General features: G+C 69.3%; 25 protein-coding genes, 1 pseudogene and 1 CRISPR repeat array. Of the genes and pseudogenes, 13 read left to right on the forward strand and 13 right to left on the reverse strand.

Annotated elements, in window-relative coordinates; translation table 11 throughout:
* Window positions 1–30: 30 nt before the first annotated feature.
* On the forward strand, window positions 31–450 hold the full coding sequence (locus tag ACQEU6_RS24335) for a transposase (protein ID WP_499328555.1): 420 nt from the start codon (window positions 31–33) through the stop codon (window positions 448–450).
* Window positions 447–1,487, forward strand: a complete 1,041-nt coding sequence (locus tag ACQEU6_RS24340) for an IS3 family transposase (RefSeq protein WP_499329998.1) — start codon at window positions 447–449, stop codon at window positions 1,485–1,487. Before ACQEU6_RS24335 ends, ACQEU6_RS24340 begins: the two co-directional genes overlap by 4 nt.
* A gap of 79 nt (window positions 1,488–1,566) precedes the next feature.
* Here ACQEU6_RS24340 and ACQEU6_RS24345 read toward each other — a convergent pair whose 3' ends face one another.
* From ACQEU6_RS24345 to ACQEU6_RS24370, 6 genes are all read right to left on the reverse strand, one after another.
* On the reverse strand, window positions 1,567–2,361 hold the full coding sequence (locus ACQEU6_RS24345; protein ID WP_499335259.1) for a thiopeptide-type bacteriocin biosynthesis protein: 795 nt from the start codon (window positions 2,359–2,361) through the stop codon (window positions 1,567–1,569).
* Between the two features lie 14 nt (window positions 2,362–2,375).
* Entirely contained in the window at window positions 2,376–3,452 is a 1,077-nt protein-coding gene (locus ACQEU6_RS24350) for a lanthionine synthetase C family protein (RefSeq protein WP_499335261.1), read from the reverse strand.
* Window positions 3,449–6,253, reverse strand: a complete 2,805-nt coding sequence (locus tag ACQEU6_RS24355) for a lantibiotic dehydratase (protein ID WP_499335263.1) — start codon at window positions 6,251–6,253, stop codon at window positions 3,449–3,451. The genes ACQEU6_RS24350 and ACQEU6_RS24355 overlap by 4 nt, the downstream gene beginning before the upstream one ends.
* Window positions 6,254–6,346: 93 nt before the next feature.
* Window positions 6,347–6,499: an FxLD family lanthipeptide gene (locus tag ACQEU6_RS24360; protein ID WP_499335265.1), complete on the reverse strand. Its 153-nt coding sequence runs from the start codon at window positions 6,497–6,499 to the stop codon at window positions 6,347–6,349.
* A gap of 16 nt (window positions 6,500–6,515) precedes the next feature.
* Complete coding sequence (locus tag ACQEU6_RS24365) at window positions 6,516–6,944, reverse strand: hypothetical protein (RefSeq protein ID WP_499335267.1); 429 nt, start codon at window positions 6,942–6,944, stop codon at window positions 6,516–6,518.
* On the reverse strand, window positions 6,913–7,782 hold the full coding sequence (locus ACQEU6_RS24370; protein WP_499335268.1) for a methyltransferase domain-containing protein: 870 nt from the start codon (window positions 7,780–7,782) through the stop codon (window positions 6,913–6,915). The genes ACQEU6_RS24365 and ACQEU6_RS24370 overlap by 32 nt, the downstream gene beginning before the upstream one ends.
* Window positions 7,783–8,267: 485 nt before the next feature.
* On the opposite strand from ACQEU6_RS24370, the gene ACQEU6_RS24375 reads away from it, so the two are divergent.
* Entirely contained in the window at window positions 8,268–9,521 is a 1,254-nt protein-coding gene (locus ACQEU6_RS24375) for an NsdA family TPR-like regulatory protein (protein ID WP_499335270.1), read from the forward strand.
* Here ACQEU6_RS24375 and ACQEU6_RS24380 read toward each other — a convergent pair.
* Window positions 9,508–10,209: an HAD family hydrolase gene (locus ACQEU6_RS24380; RefSeq protein ID WP_499335272.1), complete on the reverse strand. Its 702-nt coding sequence runs from the start codon at window positions 10,207–10,209 to the stop codon at window positions 9,508–9,510. The genes ACQEU6_RS24375 and ACQEU6_RS24380 overlap by 14 nt on opposite strands.
* A gap of 847 nt (window positions 10,210–11,056) precedes the next feature.
* Between ACQEU6_RS24380 and ACQEU6_RS24385 the strand changes: the two genes are divergently transcribed.
* The 9 genes from ACQEU6_RS24385 (at window position 11,057) to ACQEU6_RS24425 (ending at window position 18,996) form a co-directional block, all read left to right on the forward strand.
* Complete coding sequence (locus tag ACQEU6_RS24385) at window positions 11,057–12,664, forward strand: sensor histidine kinase (RefSeq protein ID WP_499335274.1); 1,608 nt, start codon at window positions 11,057–11,059, stop codon at window positions 12,662–12,664.
* Between the two features lie 76 nt (window positions 12,665–12,740).
* The gene (locus ACQEU6_RS24390) at window positions 12,741–13,355 is read left to right on the forward strand and encodes a roadblock/LC7 domain-containing protein (RefSeq protein ID WP_499335276.1); all 615 of its coding nucleotides are present in this window, start codon (window positions 12,741–12,743) and stop codon (window positions 13,353–13,355) included.
* On the forward strand, window positions 13,345–13,809 hold the full coding sequence (locus ACQEU6_RS24395; RefSeq protein WP_499335277.1) for a DUF742 domain-containing protein: 465 nt from the start codon (window positions 13,345–13,347) through the stop codon (window positions 13,807–13,809). The genes ACQEU6_RS24390 and ACQEU6_RS24395 overlap by 11 nt, the downstream gene beginning before the upstream one ends.
* Complete coding sequence (locus tag ACQEU6_RS24400) at window positions 13,790–14,377, forward strand: GTP-binding protein (RefSeq protein ID WP_499335279.1); 588 nt, start codon at window positions 13,790–13,792, stop codon at window positions 14,375–14,377. Before ACQEU6_RS24395 ends, ACQEU6_RS24400 begins: the two co-directional genes overlap by 20 nt.
* A gap of 32 nt (window positions 14,378–14,409) precedes the next feature.
* Entirely contained in the window at window positions 14,410–14,988 is a 579-nt protein-coding gene (locus tag ACQEU6_RS24405; protein ID WP_499335281.1) for a GAF domain-containing protein, read from the forward strand.
* A gap of 90 nt (window positions 14,989–15,078) precedes the next feature.
* Window positions 15,079–16,311 (forward strand): acyl-CoA dehydrogenase family protein, encoded by a 1,233-nt coding sequence (locus ACQEU6_RS24410; protein ID WP_499335282.1) that lies wholly within the window; start codon window positions 15,079–15,081, stop codon window positions 16,309–16,311.
* A gap of 168 nt (window positions 16,312–16,479) precedes the next feature.
* Window positions 16,480–17,373 carry a hypothetical protein gene (locus tag ACQEU6_RS24415; protein ID WP_499335283.1) on the forward strand — a complete coding sequence of 298 codons (894 nt, stop codon included), beginning with the start codon at window positions 16,480–16,482 and terminating at the stop codon, window positions 17,371–17,373.
* 113 nt (window positions 17,374–17,486) lie between these two features.
* Window positions 17,487–18,434: a hypothetical protein gene (locus ACQEU6_RS24420; RefSeq protein WP_499335285.1), complete on the forward strand. Its 948-nt coding sequence runs from the start codon at window positions 17,487–17,489 to the stop codon at window positions 18,432–18,434.
* Between the two features lie 232 nt (window positions 18,435–18,666).
* Window positions 18,667–18,996: a hypothetical protein gene (locus ACQEU6_RS24425; RefSeq protein ID WP_499335286.1), complete on the forward strand. Its 330-nt coding sequence runs from the start codon at window positions 18,667–18,669 to the stop codon at window positions 18,994–18,996.
* A 15-nt stretch (window positions 18,997–19,011) separates the two neighbouring features.
* On the opposite strand, the pseudogene ACQEU6_RS24430 reads toward ACQEU6_RS24425, so the two are convergent.
* Window positions 19,012–20,245: pseudogene (locus tag ACQEU6_RS24430) on the reverse strand (IS256 family transposase).
* A gap of 47 nt (window positions 20,246–20,292) precedes the next feature.
* Between ACQEU6_RS24430 and ACQEU6_RS24435 the strand changes: the two are divergent.
* Window positions 20,293–20,532, forward strand: coding sequence for a hypothetical protein (locus ACQEU6_RS24435; RefSeq protein WP_499335288.1), 240 nt, complete (start codon window positions 20,293–20,295; stop codon window positions 20,530–20,532).
* Between the two features lie 673 nt (window positions 20,533–21,205).
* Window positions 21,206–22,515: direct repeats of the CRISPR family, unit length 28 nt; unit sequence GGACCATCCCCGCGTGTGCGGGGCCGAG.
* A gap of 18 nt (window positions 22,516–22,533) precedes the next feature.
* Here the strand turns inward: ACQEU6_RS24435 and cas2e are convergent.
* From cas2e to cas7e, 5 genes are read right to left on the reverse strand one after another with little or no spacing between them, the layout of a single operon-like run.
* Entirely contained in the window at window positions 22,534–22,845 is a 312-nt protein-coding gene (cas2e, locus tag ACQEU6_RS24440) for a type I-E CRISPR-associated endoribonuclease Cas2e (RefSeq protein WP_499335290.1), read from the reverse strand.
* Entirely contained in the window at window positions 22,842–23,861 is a 1,020-nt protein-coding gene (cas1e, locus tag ACQEU6_RS24445) for a type I-E CRISPR-associated endonuclease Cas1e (protein ID WP_499335291.1), read from the reverse strand. Before cas1e ends, cas2e begins: the two co-directional genes overlap by 4 nt.
* Window positions 23,854–24,615, reverse strand: coding sequence for a type I-E CRISPR-associated protein Cas6/Cse3/CasE (gene cas6e / locus ACQEU6_RS24450; RefSeq protein ID WP_499335293.1), 762 nt, complete (start codon window positions 24,613–24,615; stop codon window positions 23,854–23,856). The genes cas1e and cas6e overlap by 8 nt, the downstream gene beginning before the upstream one ends.
* 7 nt (window positions 24,616–24,622) lie before the next feature.
* Window positions 24,623–25,408 (reverse strand): type I-E CRISPR-associated protein Cas5/CasD, encoded by a 786-nt coding sequence (cas5e, locus tag ACQEU6_RS24455; protein WP_499335294.1) that lies wholly within the window; start codon window positions 25,406–25,408, stop codon window positions 24,623–24,625.
* A gap of 11 nt (window positions 25,409–25,419) precedes the next feature.
* Window positions 25,420–26,556: a type I-E CRISPR-associated protein Cas7/Cse4/CasC gene (cas7e, locus tag ACQEU6_RS24460; protein WP_499335296.1), complete on the reverse strand. Its 1,137-nt coding sequence runs from the start codon at window positions 26,554–26,556 to the stop codon at window positions 25,420–25,422.
* Window positions 26,557–26,587 lie beyond the last annotated feature (31 nt).

Below are 26,587 nucleotides of genomic sequence, written 5' to 3' on the forward strand. Positions count from 1 at the left end.
GGGCGAGAACGGGTACCGAGCCGAGTGACGATGACCAGCCACGACCTCCCTCCCGACGACGGCCCCCGAGCCGGCCGACCCAAGCGGCGGACCTTCTCGGCCGCCTACAAGCTGCGGATGGTGGAGGAGTACGACAATGCCCCGACCGGCGAAAAGGGTGCGCTGCTGCGCCGTGAGGGCCTGTACGAATCCAGCATCTCCTCGTGGCGCCGGCAGCGCGACGCCGGGCAGTTGACTTCGTCGGGATCGGCCCGTCCGACGCCCAAGAAGGAGAAGTCGCCGGAGCAGGTAGAACTGGATCAGCTGCGCAAGGAAAAAGCGCGGCTGGAACGGCAAAACTCCGCCATGGCCAAGAAACTCAAGCAGACCGAGGCCGCCCTGGACATCATGGGAAAAGGTATCGCGCTCTTGGAAACGATGTCCGAGAGCGCGGACACCGAGAACTCGTGAACACCTGCCGGGCCGACACCTTCGCCCTGCTGGCCGAGCATCTGACGATCACCGTCTCGTGTGCATTGACGGGCCTATCGCGTTCGGGCTTCTACCGGCGGCGGAAGCCGTCCCCCGAAAGCGGTGAAGCGGCGGTGCGGCCGTCCCCGCCGAATGCACTGACCGCCGGTGAGCGCGCCGAACTTGTGGCCGCTCTCAACAGTGACCGGTTCGCCGACAAGGCGCCCCGCCAGGTGTGGGCGGCGCTGTTGGACGAGGGCGTCTACCTGGCGTCGGTGTCGACGATGTACCGGGAGTTGCGGCTGCGTGACCAGGTCCGCGAGCGGCGCGCCCAGGCCCGCCACGAGGCCGGGAAGAAGCCCTACCTGGTCGCCCGTGCACCTAATGAAATATGGACCTGGGACATCACGAAGCTGCGAGGCCCCGGTCCCCGCAGGTTCTACGACCTGTACGTGATGCTCGACATCTTTTCGCGCTGCGTCGTGCACTGGGAAGTGCACCCGCGCGAGTCCGGAGAACTGGCCGAGCAGTTCATGCAGAACTCGTTTGCCGCCAACGGCGGGATCGTGCCGGGAACGATCCATTCCGACAACGGCACCTCGATGACGTCCAAGGCGGTGACCGACCTGCTGGCGGACCTGGACATCATCAAGTCCCACTCCCGCCCGAAGGTCAGCAACGACAACCCCTACAGCGAGGCGCAGTTCCGGACCCTGAAGTACTGTCCCGTCTTCCCGGAGAACTTCGGGTCGATCGACGAGGCCGAAACGTTCTGCCACCACTTCTTCAACTACTACAACCACGAGCATTACCATTCCGGGATCGGACTGCACGTCCCCTTCTCGGTCCATGTCGGCACCGCGCCCGCAATCCAGGACAGGCGCGGCCAGACCATCGAGGCGTTCCGTGCGGCGAACCCACGGCGGTTCACCCGGGCTCCCGCGCTGCCCAAACTCCCCGCGGTCGCGTGGATCAACCGGCCCGGCCAGGACACCGCCGCCCAGACCAGCGTTGACCAGGGAGAAGACGCCGCTTAACGATCACTGACCCCTGTCTCATTTGACTTGACACCTACCGAACCGGCGTCGGTACGGCCTCGGTCAGCGGATCACCTGGTCAAGCCAGGTCAGCGGCGGCCATGTCAGGAAAGATCGCCTCTTTCGCAGCCTTCGCGAGTGCAGCCTGTGCCGTACCGGGGATTCCGATCCGGTTCCAATGGAAAATCACATGGAGAGTGGTCACACTGCGGATTCCTCGTGTGAGATGGCCACTGTTTCGCAAGGCTTTCAGTTGTCTGCCTCCATTCTCGAAAGCTGTGAGCCAGTCGTTTCCGATGTCCTCTGGCCGGGCTGTGCCGAGCAGGAGGCGGCGGACGTCGTCGGTGAAGGAGGCCCACGTGGCGGGCTCGGGTGGTTCCCGGCACAGGACGGAGCGTTGTTCGGCGATTCGGGCCCACACGTCGCCTTGCTCTTCGAGTTCCAGACCTGCGGCCCGCATGAGAGCGGTGCAGAGGATCAGTGATCGTTCTCTGCGGTCGGTTGGGGCGCCGTTGAGGAAGGCGAGCAGGTGGCGGCTGTCGGCGTGGAACAGTTCGTGCGCGGTCTCCATGCTGGCGTGACCGCCGAAGGCGTGGATTTCGGGTTCGTAGATGTCGCTGGTCCAGGCGACGCCTTGGGTGAGCAGGGGGTGGACGGAGCAGTCGCCGCGGTTGCTGGTTTCGGTGGGTAGGTAGCGGATGCGCCAGCGACCCTTGCGGATGAAGAACCACGAGGTGATGAGGCCATCCGCCTCGGCGGCGGCGAGGACCGAGCCCAGATGGGCGACGGCTTGGCGTTCGCGCTCCTGGGGGTCCTGGACGGGGAAGTCGATGTTCACTTGCGTCCAGGAGGTTTCCGGGGAGGTCTCGTCCATGCCCTGGCCTTTCGTCAGCACAGCAGGAGGCAGGCGTCCCAGGATGTGGTGATCCCGGTGGCGGTCAGGTTCGCACCGGCTGTTCCGTCGAGGAGGCCGGGTGGCTCGTCGGGTGCGGCGTTGGCTTGCCGATGCAGGTCCAGCAGTCGAGGTACGGGGATTGGACTGAGGGCGTCGGCGGCGATGCGCCGGCCGGCCGCCAGGAGGCCGCCGGTTCCGTGGCAGAGGCCGCTGTAGGTGAGGCGCGCCAACTGCTGGGGGTCGCTCACGCACGCAACGAAGGCCGTCTCGGCCTTCTTCTGGCGGTCGACGTCCCCGAGGGCGCAGGCGGCGAGTTGCTGGGCGCGGGCAATGCCCGGGGTCCCATAGCACCAGGATGGCCGCGACGGGCACGGCTGGCCCACTCCGTCTTGGTGTAACTCATCCCGGGTGGTGATCTGTGGCCACCACGCATGGCCTGCATCGGTCTGGCGTTCCCAGTGGTCGAGCCACTGGCAGATGTGGGCGATCGCCGCTAGCTGCCCGTCTGTGTGGACCCCGTCGATCATTGTCAGTGCCATCAAGGCGAGGGGCCCGGTGACTCCATGGGCCATCCCGTGGTTGCTGTGACCTCCGGCAGGGCCCGGCTTATTCCAGTGGGGGCCGGTCGGGCACCACCAGCCGGGGAGTTCGTCGAGCGGCTCGGTGAGCCGGACCAGGTACATCAGCACGTCGCGGAGCAGATCAACGGCGCCGATGCGGCGGAGGGCGACGCCGAGTCCGGTAAGGCCGCGGATGAGGTCGAACTCGGCGTAGGCCGGGCGCCGGTGTTGGTCGATACGCCGGTGGGCTGCCTCCAGGCGCTGGCGCGTCACCGTCGCGGTCCCTGCGGCGGCGACGGCTTTGGCGTGAGTGAGCCCTGGCTGGTCCGACGCGGCGAGGACGAACGCCAGGGCCGGAGCCCCGTAGTAAAGGCTGGCCCCGGTGGCGACGCTGACTCCTCCGGAGACGGCTTTCTGCAACGCCGCGTAGGCGGCGTCCCAGTCGCCGGTTTCCAAGTGGAGAAGGGCAATGCCGGCGGCTCCTTCGGCGAGGTTCTGCTCCCTGCTCATGGGATGTCGGCCACGTTGTCTCGGTCGTGGCGTCCGGTATGGAGGTAGGTGTGGGCGATCGCGCGCGCCAGCCGTAGGCAGTGCTCCTCGGATGCGGTGTCGACGCCGATCATGCGGGCGTGGTGGAGGTGCAGCAGGTCCGCCAGCACCTGATCGGTGTCCAGCCCGTCCTGGTCGGCGTGGGACCGATACGTGGCCAGCGTCCCCGCCAATGCTGAGGTGTCCGGGTCATCGTCTGGGTAGGGAGTGCCAGCGCGGGCGAGCTGCGCGGGATCCAGGCGCGGTCCGCCGCGGTGCGGCACCTGGTGGACGAGCCAATGCAGGCCGTTGCCACCGGTGAATCCGTGAGCAATGTTGATCATTCCGGCGGCGGTAGCGGCCTCCCGGTTGCCTGACAGCCGCCCGAGGACGGTGCGGGAGTCAGCGGCGAAGACCTTCTCGGCTGCGATCAAGGTCGGCCCGCTTCCGTAGCGGGTTTCAGGCCGGTAGGTCGCCAGGATGTAGTCGACCACCAGTCCGTCGTCGTGCAGGCGCTCTGCCCACTGGGCGAGGTCATGAGTGGCGCCCGCGAACTGGCGCCTATCGCGCAGCGGGATCCGTAGTCGCAGGTGGTGGGCCGGGTGGTAGCGCAGGAACCACCAGTCCGCGGGGAGGTCGGGGAGGCGGGCGAGGATGTCGGTGAGGATGTCCGGGGACCGGCCATACAGGCGGGCATCTAGCCACCGCGACCCTCCGGGCCGGTGCTGCAGGGTGCAGGCTGGACGGGCTGGTCGGGCCGGACGCGGAGGTTGCTGCGGTGTCGCGGTGAGGGTGAGCAGGAGTTCGGCGGGTCTGCCACCGATCCAACCAGAGGGGCCGTCGGCTTCGGTGAGGGCCGCGCCTCCGTACCGGTGGAGATGGCTGCGCAGCACCGCCAGGTGGGCGGGCTCGTTCAGGTCCAGACGCAGCCGCACATCGTCGAACCCGCGATCCTGGCTGATCAGGACCTCACGCGGCACCCTGTGCTGTTCGCGGTGTCGCTGCCAGGCGTCCTGCCATTGCGGCCATGACGCGGCGCGGCCGGGAAGTGAGGCCGCGGGGATGGTCCAGCGGGCCGAATGCAGGATGGCACGGCCTCGCCGGACCCTCGGCAGGAACGGCAGACCGCTGGCGTGCCCCCAATCGAACCTGGCGCACGGTGCCGTCCATGCCGTCCAGATCTCGGTCATGAACCGCACCAGCGGCTGCTGGGCAGTCGGCAACATCACGCAGTTGAGTAGGAGCGGCTCTACCGGCCGCCCGGTGGTGGCCGATACCAGCCACAGCCGCTCGCCGTCGCCGGCCACTGCTAGGTCCGCGACCGTCCAATGGGGATCGGGGTGGAAGTCCCCGACCGGCAGCACTGGCAGCAGCTCGGGCGTGCGGGCCACGATGGCCAAGCTGGTCTGGAGCGGAGGCGCGGACAACTGCACGATGTCCGCGCCGGGCATCGCGGTCGGAAGGCCCGCATAGACGTCGCGGAAGCGCTCCTGCTCACCAGCGGTGAGTAGGAGCAGGAACCGTCCGGCTGCGACCCCGGCGTGTCGGGCACCGCTTGTCACGGTCAACGTGAACGCGCCCCGGTCGAGGTCGCGTGGTGTGTGCGCGGCAAGGGTGAACCGTAGTTCGGTGTGCGGGATCGGTGGCCGGGCATCGTCGCCGCGCAGCGCGGCGACGAGTTCATCATCCAGCACGATGTCGGCGCAGCTTTCCAGGGCCGACCGCTGGGCAAGGCCGGCGAGCAACGCGTCGCGAGCAGTAAATGCCACCGGCTCACGGTGGGGTGAGCCCCGGTACCCGGCAGGGAATCCCAGGACGTTCACTACCTCGCACAGCGGCACGGCGGCGCCTGGGCCCCACCGATCGATGAACGCGCGATGGTAGACGGCCCAGCCGGGCAGGCGTGGCGCCACGGCGGTGAGCGTTCCGGCCGCGTCTTCGGCTGCGGCGACTACGGCTGGGGGCAGCGTCACCGAGCAGCCGACCCGTAGGTCGACTGCGGTCTGGTCGCCGGGCTCGGGTCGGTCCAGGTGGTGGGCCAGGTGTGCGGCCGGGTCGGTCACGGTCATCGGTGGCCGGATCGCCGACAGCAGCACCCCCGCCTTTAACAGCGCGGTCAGCAGCTGCTCCGCTTCGGCCGTACCGCCGGGGAGTGTGTCGGCCACCCTGGCCGCCAGGTCACCGAACACGATCGCGGAGGCGGCCGTCTCGACCGCCACCCGTACCGGATCGGTCAGGGCGATCTCGACGTCCCAGATGCGGTCGTGCTCGGCCCGGGCGCACGGCAGCACCCACCGCCCGCCCCGGGCGTATCCGAGGTTGTTGGTCATCACCGAGACCGTGCGCAGGACGGGTAGATCCCGCTCGGCCTGCGCGATGTACTTGGCGACGAAACGGTCGTCGGGACGAGCCACCGCACGGTGCCGCCCGCTCCAGTGGACCGCTGCGTGCGAGCCGAGTTCAACCGGCGCCACGCCGGCGAAGCGACCGAACGGGGTCGCGCGGGTCGTCCACCTCAGCAGGTACCGGATCGTGGCCTCCACCATGCGCCGTAACCGGCGCGCCTGGACCGCCTCACCGTCCAGAGCGCGGGTGACCTGGGCGGCCAGGTCGGGAGCGGCGGGGGTGACGGTGGCCGCGAACTCCGGGAGCGCCCACGCCTGCCGCAGCCATTCCAGCCACTGCGCGGGCTGGTCGGCGGTCAGGTTAGGCCAGGCGGGCAGAACCAGGTCATCGGGGTAGGCGGCGGCTCTGATCAGCGCCGCATCTGTCGCTTGGAACATGGGTCGCTCACCGCCCCGGAAGGTTGGAAGGAGGGTGGTCGCGCACGGGTGCCGAGCCCGGCCCTGTGCGCAAGGGGCCGGGCCCGGCGGGGGTCAGCGCACGCCGCCGATGTCGGCGTTGGTGGTGCAGGCGTTCGAGCCGGTGTTGCCCGAGCCGCAGTTGTCGTCGGTGCTGGTGGCGTGGCCGCTCGCGGTGTCCCCGGAGTCGACCAGGCGGAGGTCCAGCGTGTATTCGTCGTCGCCCATCAGGAAGGTTCCCTTCTCATCGAGAGCTGGCGGTGGGAAAGGTAAGGACGATGCGGCTGTGCCGCTTGTCCAGGACGGTCCCGTCCGGCAGGTCGCCGGCGGGAGTGTGAGCGGGCAGGATCTGCAGGGCCGGAGACGGACTGCCGGCGTCCAGCCACGCGCGCATGTGCTCGATCATCTGCCCGGTCGCCGCGGTGGCCTCGGGCCCGTGGGCGTATGCGCCGAGATCAAACTTCCTATCGGTCCAGCACAGCGCCGACCGGTAGGAGAACGTGCCCTCATCGAGGGTGGCGGGGGCTCCGAACCGCCACGATGGCGCGACGATTCCGGACTCGACTGCAGCCTCCTGCGCCGTCAGGATCACGAACTCGCCTGCCTCTCGGGTGAGTCGGGCGGCCAACCACAGGTCCAGGTCAGCCAACACGGTGCAGGGCGGCAGGCTCACGCCAGCCCACGCTTCCTGGCGGGGCTGGGTGAGGATGCCGGCGACCATGTCGGCGAGAACTTCGGGGGGCAGTCTCCTGGCCCTCATCGAGGCGCAGGTGGACGCCATCGGCGATGTCGACGTACCGCATCTGGTGGGCGCCCTCGCCCTGCACTGAGACGAACCCGCACTGGCGGTGGCTGTGGCTGACCAGACGGTCCCCTGATCGCCGCAGCGCCCACGATCGGGTCATCCCGAACGTGCGCAGCGGGACGACGAGCACACCGTCACCGGCGATCTGCTCGCGCCAGGCGGGCGGGATGTCCCATGCCCCTGCCGTGACGATGACCAGGTCGAATCGACGGCTCGGCTCGACCGGGTGCTCGGCGTCCGCGGACACGACGGCGACATCGTTGTAGCCAGCCTTCTTCAGGCAGGCGGTCGCCCGAGCGGTGACCTCGGGGTCAATGTCAATGGTCGTGACCGACCCCGTCGGGCCAATGATCTCGGCCAGTAGCGAGGCGTTGTAGCCGCCGCTGCCGATCTCCAGGACATCGCGGCCCTCCAAGCCTCCGAGCGCGTCGGACGATTGACCGAGCATCTCTGCGATCAGATACGGCGCCGATACCGAGCTGGTGGCCTCGTCGCCGCGCCGGTTAGTGACGACCGCGGTGTTCTCGTATGCCTTCTCCAGCGGGACGCCCGGGGTGAACACCTCGCGGGGCACCACCCGCATCGCCCGTTCCACCTCGGTGGGCATCGTCAGGCCCTTGGCCTCGTGGTCGGCGATGATCGTGTCGACCAGGGCGTTGCGGAGCTCCTCTGCCCGGTCCGCGCGGCTCGCGGTGTCCACACTCACCACGCGCCTCCGGGGGTGGGTGCGACCCGGTCTAGGGACGGGGCACTCTGCGATGTCATCGCGGAAAAGCCTCCTTGTGATGTCTGGTTCGCGGAGTCGGTCGGCCGGGATGGGCCGAGCCGGACGGGGCCACTTCAGGTCTGGCGAGCTCACCTGGTCGCCGTAAGTGATATCAGGACTGCTCTCAGTGAATCGGGGGATCGCCGCCGACCCAACGCATCGGCTGTACGCGTGGCCAGGGGCCGTCCGGCAGAACTCAACCCAGGGACAACATCGCGAGTTGCTTGTGGGGACCTGGGACGAAGCACGGTCCTGGTCTGCCCCTGGTGGTGCATGATCGAGTTCATGCGGGCCGTCCTGGCTTCGATCGGTGGTCGTCGTGCGGTCACCATTAGTGAACCGGTGGCAGGCGCCATACCTCCAGGGGAAGACTGGAGGTGGGCAGGGGAGGAAATCCTCCCTACGTCGTCGGAAGGTGGATCGCAGTGACCCCCGGCAGCAAGGAAATCGGGCGCCGCTTGCGCGCGGTCCGGGAGGCGCCGCCGCACTGGTCGCGTTCGGAGATGGCGCGCCGGTTGCGGACCGCCGCCGACCCTGACGAGCGGGTCCGCCTGCCGCACGTGGCGAGCTTGGTCGACCAGATCAAACAGTGGGAGGCAGGCAAGTGGGCGCCGTCCGCCCGGTACCGCGAGTTGTACGTTCGCGCGACCGACCGCTGTTGGGATGAGCTGTTCGGCGCGGAGACCGACGCTCAGACTTCCCAGGACTTGGGTGACGCCCATCCCTTGCCCTTGCTGGTGTCGCCCCCATCCGCGGAAGCTGAGTCTTCCCGTCCCCTGGCGGTTGAGGGGGTCGAAGCGCTGCTCGGGAGGCTTTACCGGCTCGACGACGAGTTCGGCGGAAACGAGCTGTGCCATGTCATCGAAGGGCACGTCACCGCGGCCTTCCGGCTGTTCAACGTTGCGGCCCCCAGACTCCGAACTCAGCGGCGACTCCTGACAGCAGTAGCAGGGTTAACCCAGATGGCAGGGTGGCTGGCGATCGACGCCACCCGACATGGAGACGCCTCCCGCTACCTGTCCGCGACGGTGTACGCCGCGCACGAAACCGACGACCTGGGCTTGGCCTCACACGCCATGGGATACATGAGCCTGCACGCCTTCTACCGCGACAGGCCCCAACGGGCGCGCGCCTTGGCTGAAGCCGCACTCAGCCTCGCCCGCGCCGAAGCGACCCCTCGTACCCGCGCCGCGCTGCACAACCGAGCAGCACGCGCGCACGCCCGGCTAGGAGACGTCAACACAGCCCGCGAGCAACTCGACCTCGCCGCCACCGAGCACGCCCGTGACGAGCCCCACGACGAGCCTCAATGGACCGCCTACGTCAGCGAAGTCGAGATCGCCGCTCAGCGCGGCGCGTGCCTGCTGGACCTGGCACTTCAGGCGTTGCTCTCACCTGCTGAGGCTGTCGCTGCGCTTACGGACGCGCTTCACCTCGCCGAGACCTTCACGCCCGACCACGCCCGCGACATCGCGCACTACAAGACGCGACTTGCCACTGGCCATCTTCTCCAGGACGAACCGGAGCAGGCGGCCCGTGTGGCGGGCGAAGCGTACGACCTCGCATCGCGGATCGGGTCGGCGCGCATAGACGAGCGGTTCGCCGAGCTGGTCGCACGGATGCAGCCCTACGACGTCCCAGAGGTACAGGCGGTGGTGGACCGCGTCACGACCGGCTGACGTCGAGCACCGCCCGGATAACGGCGCCGGTGTCGGCGAGGGATTCAAGGACGAGTTCCGCGCCGGCTGCCCGCAGATCGTTTGCGTTGCTCGCCCCGGAGGCGACCGCCACAACGCGGGCGCCCCCTTGGTGGCCGGCGAGCACATCGTTCGGAGTGTCGCCGACCAAGACCGTGGTGGAGGCGTCGAACGTCTCGCCGTACCGGCGCTCCGCGCGCGCCTGGGCGAGCTTCACCAGAGGCGGCCGCTCTGCGTCATCCAGGCCATACGCGCCAATCTCGAAATCAACGAACTCATCCAGCCCGAACACGGCCAGCTTGCACACGGCGATCGGGCGCATGTTGCCGGTCAGCACGGACTGGATCACGTCACTCCGGCTGTCGAGCGTCTCAACTGCGGCACGTGCCCCCGGCAGAATCTGGCCGCGCATCCTGATGTCGTCCTGCCGCGCCGAGAACGCTTCGGCCAGCGTCTCGGCGAAGGTCTTCATGATCTCGTCGGCGGGGTCGATACCGTGGAGCCGCAGGGTTTCAGCAGTGATCGCGAGGTCTGTGCGCCCGGTCATGTCTGCGAGCTTCTTCAGAGGGCGCCCCGTGACCCGGCGGAAGACCTCGCCATAGATGTCGTTGCTAAGTTCACCGATGCTGATCAGCGTGTGGTCTATGTCCCAGAGCACCAAGGTTCGCACAAACGAATCGTATGTCCACATCGTGCCCCACAACCCAACCTCTGAGACGGGGATCGGCTCGTGTGCGCCGGGCACCCGTTCGGGCTCGTTCGCGAGATCCCGTCCCAGTCGATGACGCCGGCTTCTCACCACTCCGGGTGCCGCAGCTTTGCTCTGCAAATTCGACCTGCCGTCCCGCCGAAACAGCCCGGTGGGCATGACGTCCCCTAGCAAGGGCTGGGGAGGTGCGCCGTGGCCTTTGCCGGTTCCGCTCGGCGGTCATGGCGCGAAGTATTTCTACCCAGCGTCAGTAGCCACCGTCTGGCGTCTTCTGCGCTGCCCAAGGCGCCGATGCGAGCTCTGTCAGCGGTCATGCCAGCGCCTCCCAGCAGACCGCGGGGAGGAATTCCTCCCCTGAGCCTCGCCCATCCTCCCCTTTCTCCTGGTGTCCGCACTCATTTGACTTGAACTGCAAGGTTCTCCGTCGAACGAGAAGAGTGCGCGACCGTGTCCCCTTCATTCGCCCTCACTTGGGGTGCGCCGTCACCGTGGGCATCTGAAACCGACCGCGCCCAGACGGTTCGCGCGTCACTCGAACCCGTCCACGGAATCGCGCCACGTTCGCCCCAGCCCGTTTCTCCGGCGGTCTCGGATCGTGGTAGCGGGAGAGCGTCCCACACCGGCTCCCCGCCACCGTACGCACAGGCTCGCCCGCGGCCAGGTCGCCGCGTTCTTGACGGGCTGGAGTTGGTGGATCCCGGGGAGCGCGGCCACGGCGCAGTCGCTCCATACATGTGGTGTCCCGTACTCGCCCTTGTTGCGCCAGCGGTCGATGTCGAGGCTCCTGCCGGGCCGGAGGGAAGGTCAGATGACCGGTGACGTGGACTTCGGTGTTCGGCCTGGCAAGGATCAGGTGCGCGAACCGTCCGAGGATGCGAGCAGGCACGCCAGCGAACTGACCTGTCGCCTGGCCTCCCGAGGGCTGCGTGCGTCGGCGGCGGAGCTGGTGGGGAAGCCTGCGGGCGCGATGGCGGTTTCCGCGCAGCGGGTGGACGTCCACCCTTACGTGGGCCGACTGGTGGTGCTTCTGCCGGGGCCCGGCGATCCGAGCGAGTTGTTCTGGCATTGGCAGCGGCCTTTCCGGGGGCGCCGGTGGATCGAGGCGCGCTGGTTCCAGGCGTTCGCTCCAGCCGCCGAGCCGGGGGTGGCTGCCGATGCCGTTGCCAGGGCGATCGATATCGACGTGCGCGATCGTGCCCGTTCGGCGCATGTCGGCGTCGAGTCGTGCAGAGGTGACTGCGAGTTGGAGGAGCAGTTCCTCACCCGTCTGGGGCGCCCCCTTCATCTGCTGGTCTACCGAACCTTGGCGTTGCTGGACTCGGTGGAGCGGGAGGTGGAGGACATTGTCCTGCTGCACGAGCTGTTCAAGATCGATCATCTGACGACGCGGACGCTGAGGGGGCTGGAGCGGCAGGCGGTTCTGGGCGGTGCTACGGCGCGGCAGGTGAATGAGCCGCTGACTCTGGCCAAGGTGATGCGCCAGGCGGTCGCGCAGGTCGAGCACTACCGGAGGGTGCGGGTCCAGGTGCCGCCCCCGGATGTGGACCTGCCCGGATATGCCGGGCCGGAGATCACGCTGCTGCTGGCTGAGCTGGTAGAGAACGCCACCAAATTCTCCCCGCCCGATACCCGGGTCCAGATGGCGGCGGTTCCGGCGCCGTGGGGGGTGAGCATCGAGATCACCGACCGTGGACTGCCGATATCGGCCGACGCCTACACGGCGCTGAACCGGCTGCTGGCCGACCCGGACACCGTCAGTGTCCGCGACCAGATCATCGCGGGCCCGATCGGGCTGCTGGTGGTGTCCAGATTGGCGCAGCGCCACGGCATCCAGGTGAGTCTGCACCCGGTCGTACCGGAAGGCACGCGGGCCATGGTCGCCCTCCCGGCCGCCCTGCTCAAGGCACCCCAGCCCACCACACCACAGTCGGCCACTCCGGCCAGGGCCACCGGCCTTGCCGCGCCGCTCCGCCCCGTTGCTTTGCCGCCCCTGGCATCGACAGCGCCATCACAGCTTGCCCTGCCGAGGAACACGGCCACATCGCCGACCGAGCGCCCGGGTCCGGCCGGCATCGCTGCCCCGCCCGGAGCCGACAGCGCTGGCGGGATGCCCGAGCTTCCCCAGCGGCGTCGAAGGCAGGGCCTGCGGAGCCCGGTAGCCGACGTTGCGGATGGCACCGAGGGCGGCCCGCAGGCCGTGACGGTGTCGAGGGCCGGGCAAGGCCAGGGACCGGAGCGCGAGGACGGCCCCAACCGGGGGCCGGTCCCGAGCCTGTTGGCCGACTTTGCCGGTGCGGGCCGCCCTCGCGACCCCACGAAGGATCCGGCCGACCACGGCCCCGCAGACTCTGCTCCCCCGAGCCCTAGGACCACCGTTCCACCGGCCGACCCGCCTGCCGGCGATCCGGCGGATTAGCCCCCGCGACCACCACCCATTCGGCTGATCGACAGCTCCCAGCCGCATCCGCCGACCTCCACCAGGAGATGCTCAAATGACGATCCCCACGGCTTCTGCCGCGTTGACTTCCACCGCTCTCGCCGGGGCCGGCGTGGCCAGTGCACCAGCAGGCGCATCGCGCGAAGGTCTGGGATGGCTGCTGGAGGACTTCCGCGTCCAGGTACCCGGTATCAAGGGTGCCTTCCTGGTGCCGCGGGACGGGCTGGTGCTCGCGGCCGTGGGTCTGACTACCGATGAAGCCGACCATGCTGCAGCGGTGGCCGCTGCGCTGTACTCCGCCGGTGGAGCCGCCGGAAAGATCACTTCTCTGCCCGTCGGCGAGGTCCAGCAGATCATCGTCCAGCACGACGCCCAGTACCTGATCTTGATGAACACTCCCGACCAGCACCCCGACGCCCCCGCACACGCAACCGAAGCTGGCACGGGTCGGCCTGCAGTGGTCGGGTGTGTGCTGGGCGTGCTGGCCGGGCCCGACGCGCAGACCGGACTGGTCGCGGACGGGATGGCCATGTTGATCGCGAGCGTCGCCCGGCACCTGGTCACCGCGACCCGCACTCCCCACGCAGACACCCCGGCACCTCAAGACTCCGGTGCCGAGTCCAGGGCCAGCGCGGGACTGCGAGACGAAAGCTCCGACGATGAGCACTGACTCCCACAGCGCCGCCCACCCCAAAGGCCAGCCATCTGCGGCGGCCTGCGTGCCGTGGGTCGACCAGGACGTGCAGCAGGTCCGGCCTTACGTCGTGGTCCCCGATGGCCGCGCCTGCCCCCGATACCAGATGCGGCTGGACACGGTACTGACCGTGACCCACACGACCGGGGGCGCGGCTGCGGGCACTACCCAGGCGGGGGCCTTGCCGCCTGAGGCCGCACACGCCCTGAGGCTGTGCCGGGCGGGCAGCTGCTCGGTCGCCGAGATCGCCGCCACCATCGGCCAGCCCATCCTGGTCGCCAAGACGCTCCTGTCGGATCTGATCGACGCCGGCGCGCTGGTCATCGCACCACCCGCCGTGCCGCCCGACCCCGAAACCGGGCGCCCGAGTGCGCACCTGCTGCAGGCGCTGCTGGAAGGGCTGGAAGCTCATGACTTCGCCGTCGCCTGAGCTGGAGCACACGGCCCGTCGGCTGGCGCTGAAGATTCTCATCGCTGGCGGATTCGGTGCCGGGAAGACGACCATGGTCGGCGCGATCAGCGAGATCCCGCCGCTGACCACCGAGGAGCGCCTGACCGCCGCCAGTGCGCACGTCGACTCGCTGGCTGGCGTGGACGGCAAGACCACCACCACGGTGACGCTGGACTTCGGCCGCCGCACGCTCACCAATCCGCTGCCGATGACGCTGTTCTTGTTCGGCACCCCCGGCCAGAACCGGTTCGACTTCATGTGGGACGAGCTGGCCCACAACGCGGTCGGCGGCGTGGTGCTGGCCGACACCCGCCGCTTGACCGACGCCTTCCCCGCGCTGGATTTCTTCGAGCAGCGCGGTGTCCCGTTCGTCGTGGCGGTCAACCAGTTTGACGACGCCGCCCATCGCTACCCGGCGGAGGCGGTCCGCCAGGCCCTGAACTTGCCCGCCGATGTGCCGGTGGCGGACTGCGACGCCCGCGATGCCCGCTCGGTGATCAACGTGCTGATCATCCTGGTCCGCCATGCCCTGGCCGCCCGCACGTGACCCTCACACAACGTTGCTTTGGGAGCCCACCCGTGCCTTACGACACCCCCGCCGAGACCGGCGCCGAGACAGAACTTCAGCAGCGGATCCAGTTGCTGACCGACCTGGGCCTGGGCGAGGCGACCGAGCGGTTCGATGCCTTCGCCGCCGATCTGGCCACTGCGTTCGCCGCCCAACTCGGCGTAGGCGCCGAAGTCCCCTACGCCATGGTCAACCTGGTCACCAGCGAGCAGCAGTTCATCGGCCTGCACTGCCCGGACGGCAAGCCCCGGGTCGGGCGGACCATGCAGCGCGACCACGGCTACTGCCCCGAGGTCGTCCAACGCCGCAACGCCCTGGTCCTGCCCGACGTGTACGCCCACCCACGCTTCGCCGCCAACGCGGTCGTCGACCTGATCGGGATCCGTACCTACGCCGGCGCCCCGCTCATCCACCAGCCCACCGGCCGGCTCCTGGGGACCGTCTGCGTCGTCGGCAACACCGGCCTGCCGCTGTCCACAGGTGAGTCCTCTCGCGTACTGATCAAGGACCACGCGCAACAGCTGATGAAGCTCATCGACGGCGATGCCAGCCACAGCACCGGACGCAGCGCCGACTACCAGGGCTGCTGACCAAGCGGCCGATAAGGCGGCTGAGGAGGCCGCGGCGATGCCGTCTGCCGGATCCGCCCCTCCGGCAGTGGCCCCACGAAAGTGAAGGGGATGGTGTCTGTGTTCGAGACCGACGACCACCACGACCTGCGCAAGGCCGTCCGTGCCTTCGCGCTCGCCGAGGTCGCACCGCGCGTGGCCCGGATGGAGTCCAGCCAATCCGTCGACATCGAGACCTCCGCTCTGATCGCCCGGCAGGGTTGGCTCGGAGTGACCATTCCCCCCGAGTACGGCGGACTGGGCGCCGGCCACCTCGCCAAAACGATCATCATTGAGGAGCTGGCGCGGGTGTCGGGAGCGATGGGCGCCATGGTCCAGGCGTCCCAGCTTGGAGCCGCCAAGGTCATCCACTACGGGACCGAGGGGCAAAAACGCCTGTGGCTGCCGCGGATCGCTGCAGGTGATTGCATGCCGACGATCGCGGTGACCGAGGAAGGGTCGGGCGGCAACGTACTGGACATGCAGGCCACTGCCCACCGCGACGGCGCCTACTGGGTGCTGAACGGCCGCAAGCAGTACGTCGGCAACTCCCACCTCGGGGGCCCGCACGGCGTGGTCGTCCGCACCAGACCCACCTCGGCCGGGTCCCGGTCGCTGTCGGCGTTCCTGGTCGAAGACAACCAGGTCGGACTCCACGTGGTCCCGCATCAGCCAGCGCTGGGGCTGCACGGATTCACCTTCGGTGACCTGGTCCTGAACGACGTGCGGGTCCCCGCCGACAACATGATCGGCGGCGAAGGCGACGGCCTGGACGTCGCCTACAGCTCCAGCGTCCTTTACGGACGCCCGAACCTCACCGCCGTCGCGCTCGGCATCCACCAGGCCCTGCTGGAGGAGACCGTCCGGTTCGCCAAGGAACGCCACCGCCGGAACGAGCCACTGGCCAGACTGCCCACCATCCAACAGCGGATCGGGCAGATCAACGAGCGGGTGATGACCGCCCGCACCCTCGCCTATCAGGCCGCGCACATGCTTGACCGCGGGCAGCCCTGCGACAACGAGCTGATCAGCGCCAAGTACCGCGGCGTGGAATCGCTGGTGGAGTCAGTCCTCGACTCGATGAAGATCCACGCGGCGGCCGGGCTGCGCCGTGACCGTCCCATAGAACGCCTGGTCCGCGACGCCTTCCACATCGACGCGCCCGCGGGGACCGGCGACATCCAGCTGCGACGCCTGGCCGAGTCGGCCCTAGGCGACGGCAAGGGCCAGTGGTCGCGCCGGCTGGCCCACGTGACCGCGCTGCCACCCGCGCACACCCAAAGCAGGCCGGAGCACGCGGCCTAGCCCCGTCCGCGACGACCGTCCTCCCCGCCCGGCGCGGGGCGGGGAGGACTCCAACCCCTCCGCCAGAGAATCAATCCGACCCACAGGGAACGCGAAGAAGTGGCCGATACGACCTCTCCCACCCGAGCAGCACAAACCTCACCGCGACAGCGCGACTTCGCTGAGGCGATGCACGCCAAGTACGTCGTCAAGGACGGCCACGCTGCCAGCAGACGAAGGATCCTGATCGTCCCCGCCCTGCTCCTGGCCAGCGGCACCGGCCTGGGTATCGCAGCCCGGGCCCTGCTGTCCCCCACTTGGGCCACGGTCGTGACCGGCGCCCTGGCCGCCATGATCGGCGCCTGGGCCGTCCTGGGCGTCTGGGTGGGTTTCCGCGCAGACCCCCTTCAATGCGTGGACTGGGCCACTGCCGACGCCTACGAGCAGCAACTCACCACCGGCCTGCATCCGGACACGCGCGCAGCCCTGGACCGAGCCCAAGAGCGGATCCGCCAACGGTTCCCCGCCGCCGACCGCGTCCATGTGTACTCCCCCGACCGGCTGCCCGACCATCACTGCACCCTGGACACCACCGGCTGCGACTGCGCTCGTATGCGCCTCAACGCCGGCGTGCTGCCCAACCGGCGGCATCCAATCATCGTGGTCGGCGACCGGGTCCTGGACAAGCCCGCCGTGCTGGCCTACGTCCTGACGCACGAGACCAACCACGTCCGCCGCCCCTGGCTGCAGTTGAACCACCTGCTGGCAGTGGTCGGCCTGGCGGGCTGGCTGAGCATGGGCCTGCTCCTTCCCCTCCCCGCCCTGATGGCCGTTGCCCCAGTCGTATGGGCGGCAACGATGCTCCTGTGCTGGACCAACGAACTCGCCGCCGACGCCGCCGCCCGCACCACCGGCCCCGACGCCGCCCGCGCCTTCTGGACGATGTGCCGCGCCGCGCAGCCCACCCGCACGGGCCTGTCTCGGCTCACCGGTGCCATAGCCGCGTTCCTGGCACCGACGCATCCGCCGATGGCACTGCGAGCGGCCCTAGCCGACCGCATCGCCCACCGCCCTGTCCCCTGAGCCCCGCGCCGATGAAGGAGCGCCGGTGGTCGCGCATCACTCGGCCGACATCACCACCGCGCTCCCCCGAAGAACCGGTGTCCCCAATCCGACCCAGAATTGAGCAACCCGCAATGACGCAGTCCCCACTGCTACGCGGCACGGCCGCCATAACCGTGCTGTTCGGCCCCCACGCGGCGACGGCTCTGAACGACCTCGCAGAGATGGCCGGAGCCGACACCGATTGGCCTGGACTCCCGCTCCACGTCAACGTCTCTGCCCTCAGCCTCACCACCACCGGGATCTGGCTGCTGATCCGCGCCCGCCACGCCACGCATCGCGGTGCGATGGGGTGCGCGGCAGGACTCGCCATCGCCGGCGCCGTGCTGATGCCGCTCCTGGGCCAAGCCGCCGACACCGCCGCGACACTGCTACTGGCCGGGGCGGGCGCGTGGCTATGCGCACAGATCGCTGCGGACGCCAACACGCCGCTCTGGCAAGGCCGACTGGCCTCGAAGGTCACGCGGCGCTGGGATAAGGACGCGGTCGCAGCCTGCGCCGTGGTCCTGGCCGGGCACACCATCGCGATGCTCTCCGACACCTGGATCACACGGCTGGGCCCGGCCGTGATCAGCCAGGCCGACGCCACCGGCCTGCACAACCCGGTTCTGTTCGCAGCCCAAGCCCTTACTGCCGGGCTGCGGGAAGAGATCCCCCTGCTCGCGCTGCCCGCCGCACTGATGGCCGCCGCACGCCGACCGGCCTGGCAGATCCTCCTGGCGGTGTGCGTCCTGCGCGTGGTGCCGCACGCCTACCTCGGCACCGCGGCCCTGTCATCTGTCGCATTCGCCGCCGCGGCCTGGTGGATGTACCGGGTCACCCACCGGGTCGGCCCGATCATCATCGGGCACACACTGTTCAACGCCCTCGCCCTCACCGGGCCGGTCGGAGCCGCAGTGCTGCTGGCTGCCCCGGTGGTGGCCACCGTGCTCCTCGCCAGCGCTCCCAACGCCGCGCCCCGGTGGCTTCGAAGCAAGCCCAACGCCCAGCGCCCAACGGAGCCGAAAGAACTCGTGCGATGACCCCGCCGGATCCTCTCAACATCGATCCGTTCGCCGCCCCTGATCCGCACAAGCGGATCGATCACCTGTTCCACCTGCGCCGCGCGACATCAGGTACGGCGAAGCACTATGTGCCAGCGAGCACGCCCTCGCCGGAAGGCTCAACGCTCCGCCGACCATCGCCGCCCTCCCCACCGACCGGCAGCCCAGAGCGCTGGCGGCCGACGAGGCCGGACGATTCGCCAAGGCGAGCGTGTACGGGCTCGACGAGGCGGTCACCACCGCCGCCGTGACCCTCGGCAGCCAGGTGGTCAGATACATCTCCCGCAACGCCGCAAAGGCCACCTATCGAGGACTGACCCCGATCGCGGAACCACCCACCCAAGCCGGCCTCCTTCGGTGGGCAGACGGCATCGGCTACGACGGGCTCGGCGTGCCGCTGATCGCCTGCCACTGGGGATGCATTCCGGACGGGATCTGGATGGCATGGTGGGCTGACAACCGGGTCGCCGTCGATGACGACATCCTCCAGCGGCGCCGGGTCACGTCCAGCGGAGTGGTGTATGAGTCGGCCTCCGCGTGATCCTGTTTCTACAGGTTAAGCGGTGAGTTCCTGGTTGTCGATCTTGGGGTCGGGTGTGGTTCCGTCGATGACGCGCAGGCGGGCTTTGGCCAGGAACTCCAGGCCCATGTAGCGGCGGGCCTCGGTCCATTCGTCGGTCTGCTCCATCAGAACCGCGCCGACCAGGCGGACGATCGCGGCCCGGTCGGGGAAGATCCCGACCACGTCGGTGCGCCGACGAATCTCCTTGTTCAGCCGCTCCTGGGGATTGTTCGACCAGATCTGCCGCCAGATCTGCCGAGGGAACGCGGTGAAGGCCAGCAGATCGGGTTCGGCCTGGTCCAGGTGCTCGGCGGCATCGGGGTGCTTGGCCTCCAGCGAGGCGACCACGCGGGCGTGCTGGGCGTGGACCTCTTCGGAGGCGGGCTGGTCGAAGATGGTCCGCACCAGCGTCGCCACCCACGGCTGCGCCGACTTGGGGACCCTGGTCAGCAGATTGCGCAGGTAATGCGTCCGGCACCGCTGCCAGCCCGCGCCGGGCAAGGTGGAGCCGATCGCCTCGACCAGGCCGGCGTGGGCATCGGAGATCACCAACTGCACGCCGGTCAGGCCGCGGGCGACCAGCCCGCGCAGGAACGCCAGCCACCCGGCGCCGTCCTCTGCCGAGGTGACCTCGACGCCGAGGATCTCGCGGTGCCCGTCGGCGTTGACACCGGTGGCCACCAGCACGTGCACGTTCACGATCCGGCCGCCCTCGCGCACCTTCTGGGTCAGGGCGTCCACCCACACGAACGCATACGGGCCGCCCTCCAAAGGCCGGTTGCGGAACGCGGCCACCTGGGCGTCCAGCACCTTCGACCACCTGGCTCTTGGAGATGCCCTTGATGCCCATCTGCTCGACCAGCTTGTCCACGCGCCGCGTGCTGACGCCCAGCAGATAGGAGGTGGCGACCACGCTGACCAGGGCCTGCTCGGCGCGGCGACGCCGCTCCAGCAGCCACTCGGGGAAGTAGGACCCGCTGCGCAGCTTCGGGATCGCCAACTCCACGGTGCCGGCGCGAGTGTCCCATTCCCGGACCCGGTAGCCGTTGCGGCGGTTGACCCGCCCGTCCGAACGGGCCCCGTAGTCGGCCCCGCAGACCACGTCGGCCTCCGCCGACATGAGCGCCTCGGCCATCGTCTTGACCATCGACCGCAGCAGATCCGGCTCACACGCCCCGATCTGCTCGGCAATCCACTCGCCAGGGTCCACACTGTTGTCCGCGGCCATCGCGTTGTCTCCTTCTTCTTGATCATCCATCTCGAAGGATCTACGCGGTGGCCGTCTCACGTCACGACGCCACGCTCTTCACCTGCGGAAACTCGTACACCACCTCCGTGGACGCAACCCGGCGCCGGCCGCGCTACCAGGCACTCAACGTCCTGCGGGAATTCGGGCCCCTGGCCCCCACCCGCTTCGCCACCACCGTCACCCCCAGCCTGTCCACAGATCCATCCGGAGAGGAACCCGCCGATGATCTGCCGCTCTCGCAGGACGTCCCCCGCTCCTCGCGCTGACCGCGACAGTCCTGGCCTCATGGGCGTTGCTGACCACCCGCGGCGCGACCCGCCTCATCAGGCACCAGCCCAACCTGCGCCAAGCCAGCCTCGACCGCCGAGCAGGGCTACCGCCCACTTACGCTACCCAGGCCACCGAGCCAGTCGACGAGCAGGTCGTTGAGCAGTGGGCCAGCAAGGGACGGCCGTGACCCGCGAACCGGCCCCTCAAGCAGAACCAGCCCACCACGGCACTGCCGGAATCAGCATGATCGAGGCACTGGACGCCCTAGCGGACCTGGCAGAACTTGTCCTGCGGAGGGCACGTCAATCCACCGACGCCCTCACTCTGGCACAGACCATCAAGGCGCTGGAGCCGCTCACAGCTACGGTCGAGGCGCTACACCACCTCTCGGTGGCCATGACAAGGCAGGCGACACGACTCCGTGACCAGGAGGCGGCCAGACAGCCGGACGGACACGCGCCTTATCGGCGATGGACACGGCACTGGTGCACCTCACCTGCGGCCAGGAGACGGTGATGACGGTGCATCACCTGCTGGCGTCAGGACGCCACGAACTGCACACGGCCGCTGAAAAAAGAAACAGCAGCCAGGACCTCGATCAACGTCCACCGCCGTCTCCTTAAGACTTCGTCTCAATTGGATTAGCGCCGGAAATCTGCGGCGGGGATCGGACCATCCCCGCATGTGCGGGGCCGAGTCCTTGCGGTCGCCCCGGACGCGACGGCCCTGCGGACCATCCCCGCGTGTGCGGGGCCGAGGGGTCGGAAAAGGAGACCGGGTAGCGCACGTCCGGACCATCCCCGCGTGCGCGGGGCCGAGGCCGTGGCCGGCGCCGTCATCGCCACCATCCGCGGACTATCCCCGCGTGCGCGGGGCCGAGCCGCTGTCGGACCTCGCGGTCCGCGCGGTCGCGGGACCATCCCCGCGTGCGCGGGGCCGAGACGGCGCCAGCGGCGACCGGATCTCGGAGCTGAGGACCACCCCCGCGTGTGCGGGGCCGAGAGCACGTCGGCCTCGTCATCGAGGGGAGTGCGGGGACCATCCCCGCGTGTGCGGGGCCGAGCGCTGCTCCCCCGCTGCCCTACCCACCGGTCACGGACCATCCCCGCGTGTGCGGGGCCGAGGATGACGGCATGCCCTATCCCGGCGTATCCCAGGGACCATCCCCGCGTGTGCGGGGCCGAGCTGATGCGCCGCACCTGCGACCGGGCCCGCGGCGGACCATCCTCGCGTGTGCGGGGCCGAGTCATGGAGACATTCACGGACGGCGCTGCCCGCATGGACCATCCCCGCGTGTGCGGGGCCGAGTACCACTACCAGCACGAGCCGATCCTGTACGGGGGACCATCCCCGCGTGTGCGGGGCCGAGACCGTGGAGTCCGCGCCCCCGAGACCCTGCGGGGGACCATCCCCGCGTGTGCGGGGCCGAGCTTGCAGCCAGCGGGTAGGCCGGACCCCTCCGCGGACCATCCCCGCGTGTGCGGGGCCGAGGCTTCACCGTGCCGACCTTCGATCCACAGACCGGGACCATCCCCGCGTGTGCGGGGCCGAGTAGTCGACCGCGAAGACCTGCTCACCGTCCAGGGGACCATCCCCGCGTGTGCGGGGCCGAGTACCCCCACCCGGACAGCTCGTCCGCGGTGGCCGGACCATCCCCGCGTGTGCGGGGCCGAGGCGACGGTCATCGGGAATGGCGGCTACGTGGAGGGACCATCCCCGCGTGTGCGGGGCCGAGGCGCGGGCCTCTCCGCTGGTGGCGAGCGTCGTCGGACCATCCCCGCGTGTGCGGGGCCGAGCGGGAGGGGCAGGAGTGACGCCCGGCCTCTCAGGGACCATCCCCGCGTGTGCGGGGCCGAGGCCGCCGACCCCCGACTGGTCGTCCCCTACGGCGGACCATCCCCGCGTGTGCGGGGCCGAGACGCTCTCATCCTGATCGGCCACCAGGCCCCTCGGACCATCCCCGCGTGTGCGGGGCCGAGGCTTGTTGACCTGCGGTGTTATCTCGGGGTGGGCGGGTTTTCGTTTAGTTGGTTTCGGCGGCGGGCGGAGAGGATGAGGCCGTCGAAGTCGGCAGGTTTCCAGCGGTCTTTTCCGGCGGTGCGGACGGACCAGCCTTGTTCGTTGGCGGCCGGTTCGATGAGGATGGCTTGGCCGTCACCGATGCGGGTTGCGAGCAGGTCCCAGAGGCGGTCGCGGATGCGGCGGCTGGGGTTGCCGACGAATACTCCGGCGTGTATTTCGACCATCCAGCGGGTGAGGTGGCCGCGGAGCCCTTCTGGAGCCGCGACGAGGACGATGACGGTCGTCATGTTGCGGCGTCGCTGGCGGGAGACTCGAACTCGGGGCCGATGATGGCGACGTGCTGGTCGCCCATGCCCGGCGAGATGAGGTCTTCGCTTCCGGACCAGTTCACGCCGCCGGAGACTGCTCCGGCCTGCTCGTCCCAGAGTTGGTTGATGTCCTCGTCGATGGGGAGCCGGGCGGCCTCGGCGGGGGCGAGCAGTGTTTTGACGTCGTGCACGATCCGCCCGAGGAGGCGGTTTTCGGCGATGAGGTCGCGGAGTCCGGTTCGGGCGTCGCGTTCCTCGGTGAGTCCTTGGGCTGCTAAGTCGAAGGCGAGGGGGATGGTGTATTCGGCTTTGTAGAGGTCGGCGATGTCCAGGACGAAGCTGATCGCTGAGCCGGTGTGGACGAAGCCGAGGCCGGGGCTGGCGCCCAGGCCGACGATGACGGCGTGGCAGATGCCGTAGAGGGCGGCGTTGGCGGCTGACAGTAGGCGGTTGAGGTCGTCGCCGGCGGCGTGCGCGTCTCCGGCTTTGTATTCGCGGCGGCTCCAGGGGACCCCGGTGCGCTGGGCGTGGGTTTTGTAGAGCTTGCGGATGCGGGTCCCTTCTCGGCCGCGGAGTTGCTGCATGGTCGCAGTGGAGACGTCTTCGCCGGGGAAGCGCATGGCATACATGGCGCGGGCGACGTTGAGGCGTTCTTTGGGTCTGGTGACCAGGTAGGCCTGTTGCTGGAGGAGGCCTGCTCCGCGGGCGGGGCCGAGTCCGGTGGCGTAGAGGCGGACGCCTTGTTGGCCGACCCAGCAGATGGCGGTGCCGGAGTCGCCGAGGAGGTTGACGGCGCCGTGGGTGACGCGGGTGCCGGGGCCGAGCAACAGGACGGCGACCAGGGCGGCGGGGATGCGGACGGTTTCGCGTTTGTTGATGACCACCACGGCGTTTTCGTCGCGGTCGACGTGGCTGCGTTCGACGTAGACGCTGGAGACCCGGTCTTGGAGGCGGTGCAGGTCGTGCGGGTGGGCCTTCCACCAGATGTCAGCCATTCAGCCGCCTGGATGGGGCGAGGGTGAGCAGGCCGCAGCCGTAGGCCTTCGCCGGCCCGACGCCGTTGAGCAGGGCATGGGCGAGGAGGTCGGTGTCGGTGATCTGGAGTCGTCCTTGGAATGTGGCGACGTGCAGGACGACCTGCCGCCGGTTCTTCTTGTTGAAGGAGACGCGGTCGCGGTGGATGATCCGCACGTCGGGGGCTGGTGTGGACTCCTCCAGGGGAAGGATCGGCAGGCCGGGGTCGGTGCGGGCGTCGGGGATCTGGAATCCGTATCCGGCGGTGCGTTTGAGCAGCCAGTTGAGCTGGTGTGCGTAGGTGCGGTGGCCGGTGCGGACCGAAGAGCGGCGCTGCCGTGTCTTGGGATCTTCCGCGCTGGCGGTGTCGCCGTTTCTTGGGGGGCGGGACATGTTCTGGACGGGATTGGCGGTGAGGCGGAAGGTGAACTCGCGGCCGATGGCCAGTTGGGCCAGCAGCGGGGTGTAGTCGGCGATGTCGTAGTGTCCGCCGTCGTCGGCGGCGGGCCATCCGGCGGCTTCGACGAGGTGGGTCCAGTCGGGTTTGCTGCGGGTGAGGGCGATCAGGTGGGGGCGGTGGGGGTTGTCGGTGTCCAGCCGCCACAGGAGGCGTTCGGTGTCCGGGGTGGCGGGGATGGCGGCGCAGACGTGGCTGTGCATGGTCTGCGGGTTGGACAGCAGTTCGCGGGACTGCTGCCGCAGGGGGTTGATGCGGATGCGGGACAGATAGGTCATGGTCGGTTCACCAGCCCAGGAGCGCGAAGGGGTCGTGGCCCGCGCCGGTGGGCTCGTCGGGGTCGGAGAATCCTGTGGGGGCTGAGACCCAGGAGTGGGCGACACGCCGGCTGGTGAAGCGGCGGTCGCGCAGGGAGAACGACAGGGGGACGTCGTGGACGACGTCGTCACCGTCGGGGGTCTCGATGGTCACCGGGAGGTCGATGTGGGGCGGGCGGCCGTGGCGGCGTTGGACTTCGCGGCGAGCGGCGTGCCCGGCCTGCCACTCCTGGTCCCGGAGGGCGTCGTTGAGCGTGCCGGTGTGCAGCCCGAGGACGATCGGATGGGTGGGCGGGCACGAGCGCCGTCCGAGCGCGAGCGGGAACGCCGGTCGCCGTACCGCGGCGGCCAAAGAGTCCACTAGATCGGCGGTGCCCGCAACACCGACGACGAAGACAGCGTCTTGCAGGTAGTAGCGCTGGGTGACGTGCGTGTACTTGACGGGCGACGTGGGCTTCTGGACGCCCTTGGCGGTCACGGCCGCCTGCGGGAGTGGGCGGCCGCGGTAGTCGCTGACGGTGTGGTAGTCGCGCAGCAGGGTCCCGGCCTGATCGACGCGGACACCGAGGGCCAGGTCGAGAAGCTCGCCGGGGGCGTCCTCACGGCGCCGGCCTTGCGCGGCGGCCAGGAGCCCGAGGACGCCGGATTTGGTGGGTTCGGGTCGGGTCTCGCGCCGGTTGAAGCGGCTCTGATCGCCCCAAGACTGCAGGGGGCCGGCGAGCCGCAGGATCAGGACCCGCTGTTGGTCTGCCATGGCGGTGGTCCTCAGCTCCACTTCCGGGCCAGGGTCTGGTCCAGGCCTTGCAGCATCTCCTCGAAGGGCAAGTTGTCGCCGAAGGCGCGGGCGATGTCGTCGTCGGCGTCGAAGGCGTGCGAGACGGCGGCGTGGGCGGGCTCATCACCCCACTGCCGGACTGAGCGCAGGTATTCGCGGGCCAGGCGGCCTGCCGACTCGGCGGCGACGCCGAGCGCGGCGCCGGAGGGGTCGGTGTCAGGGACGGGGCGTTCGAAAGCCGAGACCAGGTTGACGGGCTGGTCGTCGCGGACGACCACGGCGACCAGGCTGGGCCGGGTGCGGTGAGCGAAGGAGGTGATGTGACCGGTGGGCATGGACAGCGCGAACGCCCGGCCGAAGCGGTGGACGGCGTCCAACGCGGCGTCTTTGGAGCCGATGTTGTCGATCAGCTGGTGCACGCCGACGGTGGCGTAGCGGTAGAGGGTGGCGGAGTTGAAACCGATGTTGCCGATCATTCCGGCGCCGGTGTCGTCGGACTCGTTGGCGTCGTCGACCGCGGTGTAGTAGTCCGACTCCAGCTCAACGCGGTGGGTCGACAGCGCGTGGGCGACCTGGGCGGCGGCGTCGACGTTGAGGGAGGGGATGTCGGCGACCATCCGTCCGAACAGGGCGACGCCCATCGGGTGGCTGGTCTTGAGCTCCTCTGCGATCTTCAGGCCTTTGACGGCGGCCGTCAGGTCGTCGTCGGAGTCGGCGGCCAGGTCGGTGGCGCGGTCGGCGATCAGGTCGACGATGCGGTCGAGCTGGCCGCCGCCGTAGTACAGCAGGTAGGCGGTGTCCCCGGCCTTGCGTCCGGCTTTGATCCCCAGCGGTTCCAGTAGCGCTCCGGCCAGCCGCTGAGCCTGTTCGGCCTCCAGGCCGGTGCGGCCCTTGACTCGTTCGGACAGCTGCTTGGCGATCTGCTTGGTGCGGGTCGACTGGTCGGCCTCGGGCAGGTGGCGGTCGAACTCGATGCGGGTCGCGCGCTTCCAGGCTTGGGAGGACACGCGGGAGCGGCGGACGCCGCCGAAGAACGCCTCCTTGGGGTTGCCCTGGTCGTCGCGGTTGAGGTTCGCCGGCGGGACGGTCTGCAGGATGTGGAACTCGACGTACTGCTGCTTGGGCATGGGTGACTCCAGTCGTGATGGTCTTGGGGGT

Source organism: Spirillospora sp. CA-108201 (assembly GCF_050936235.1).
Classification (GTDB): domain Bacteria; phylum Actinomycetota; class Actinomycetes; order Streptosporangiales; family Streptosporangiaceae; genus Spirillospora.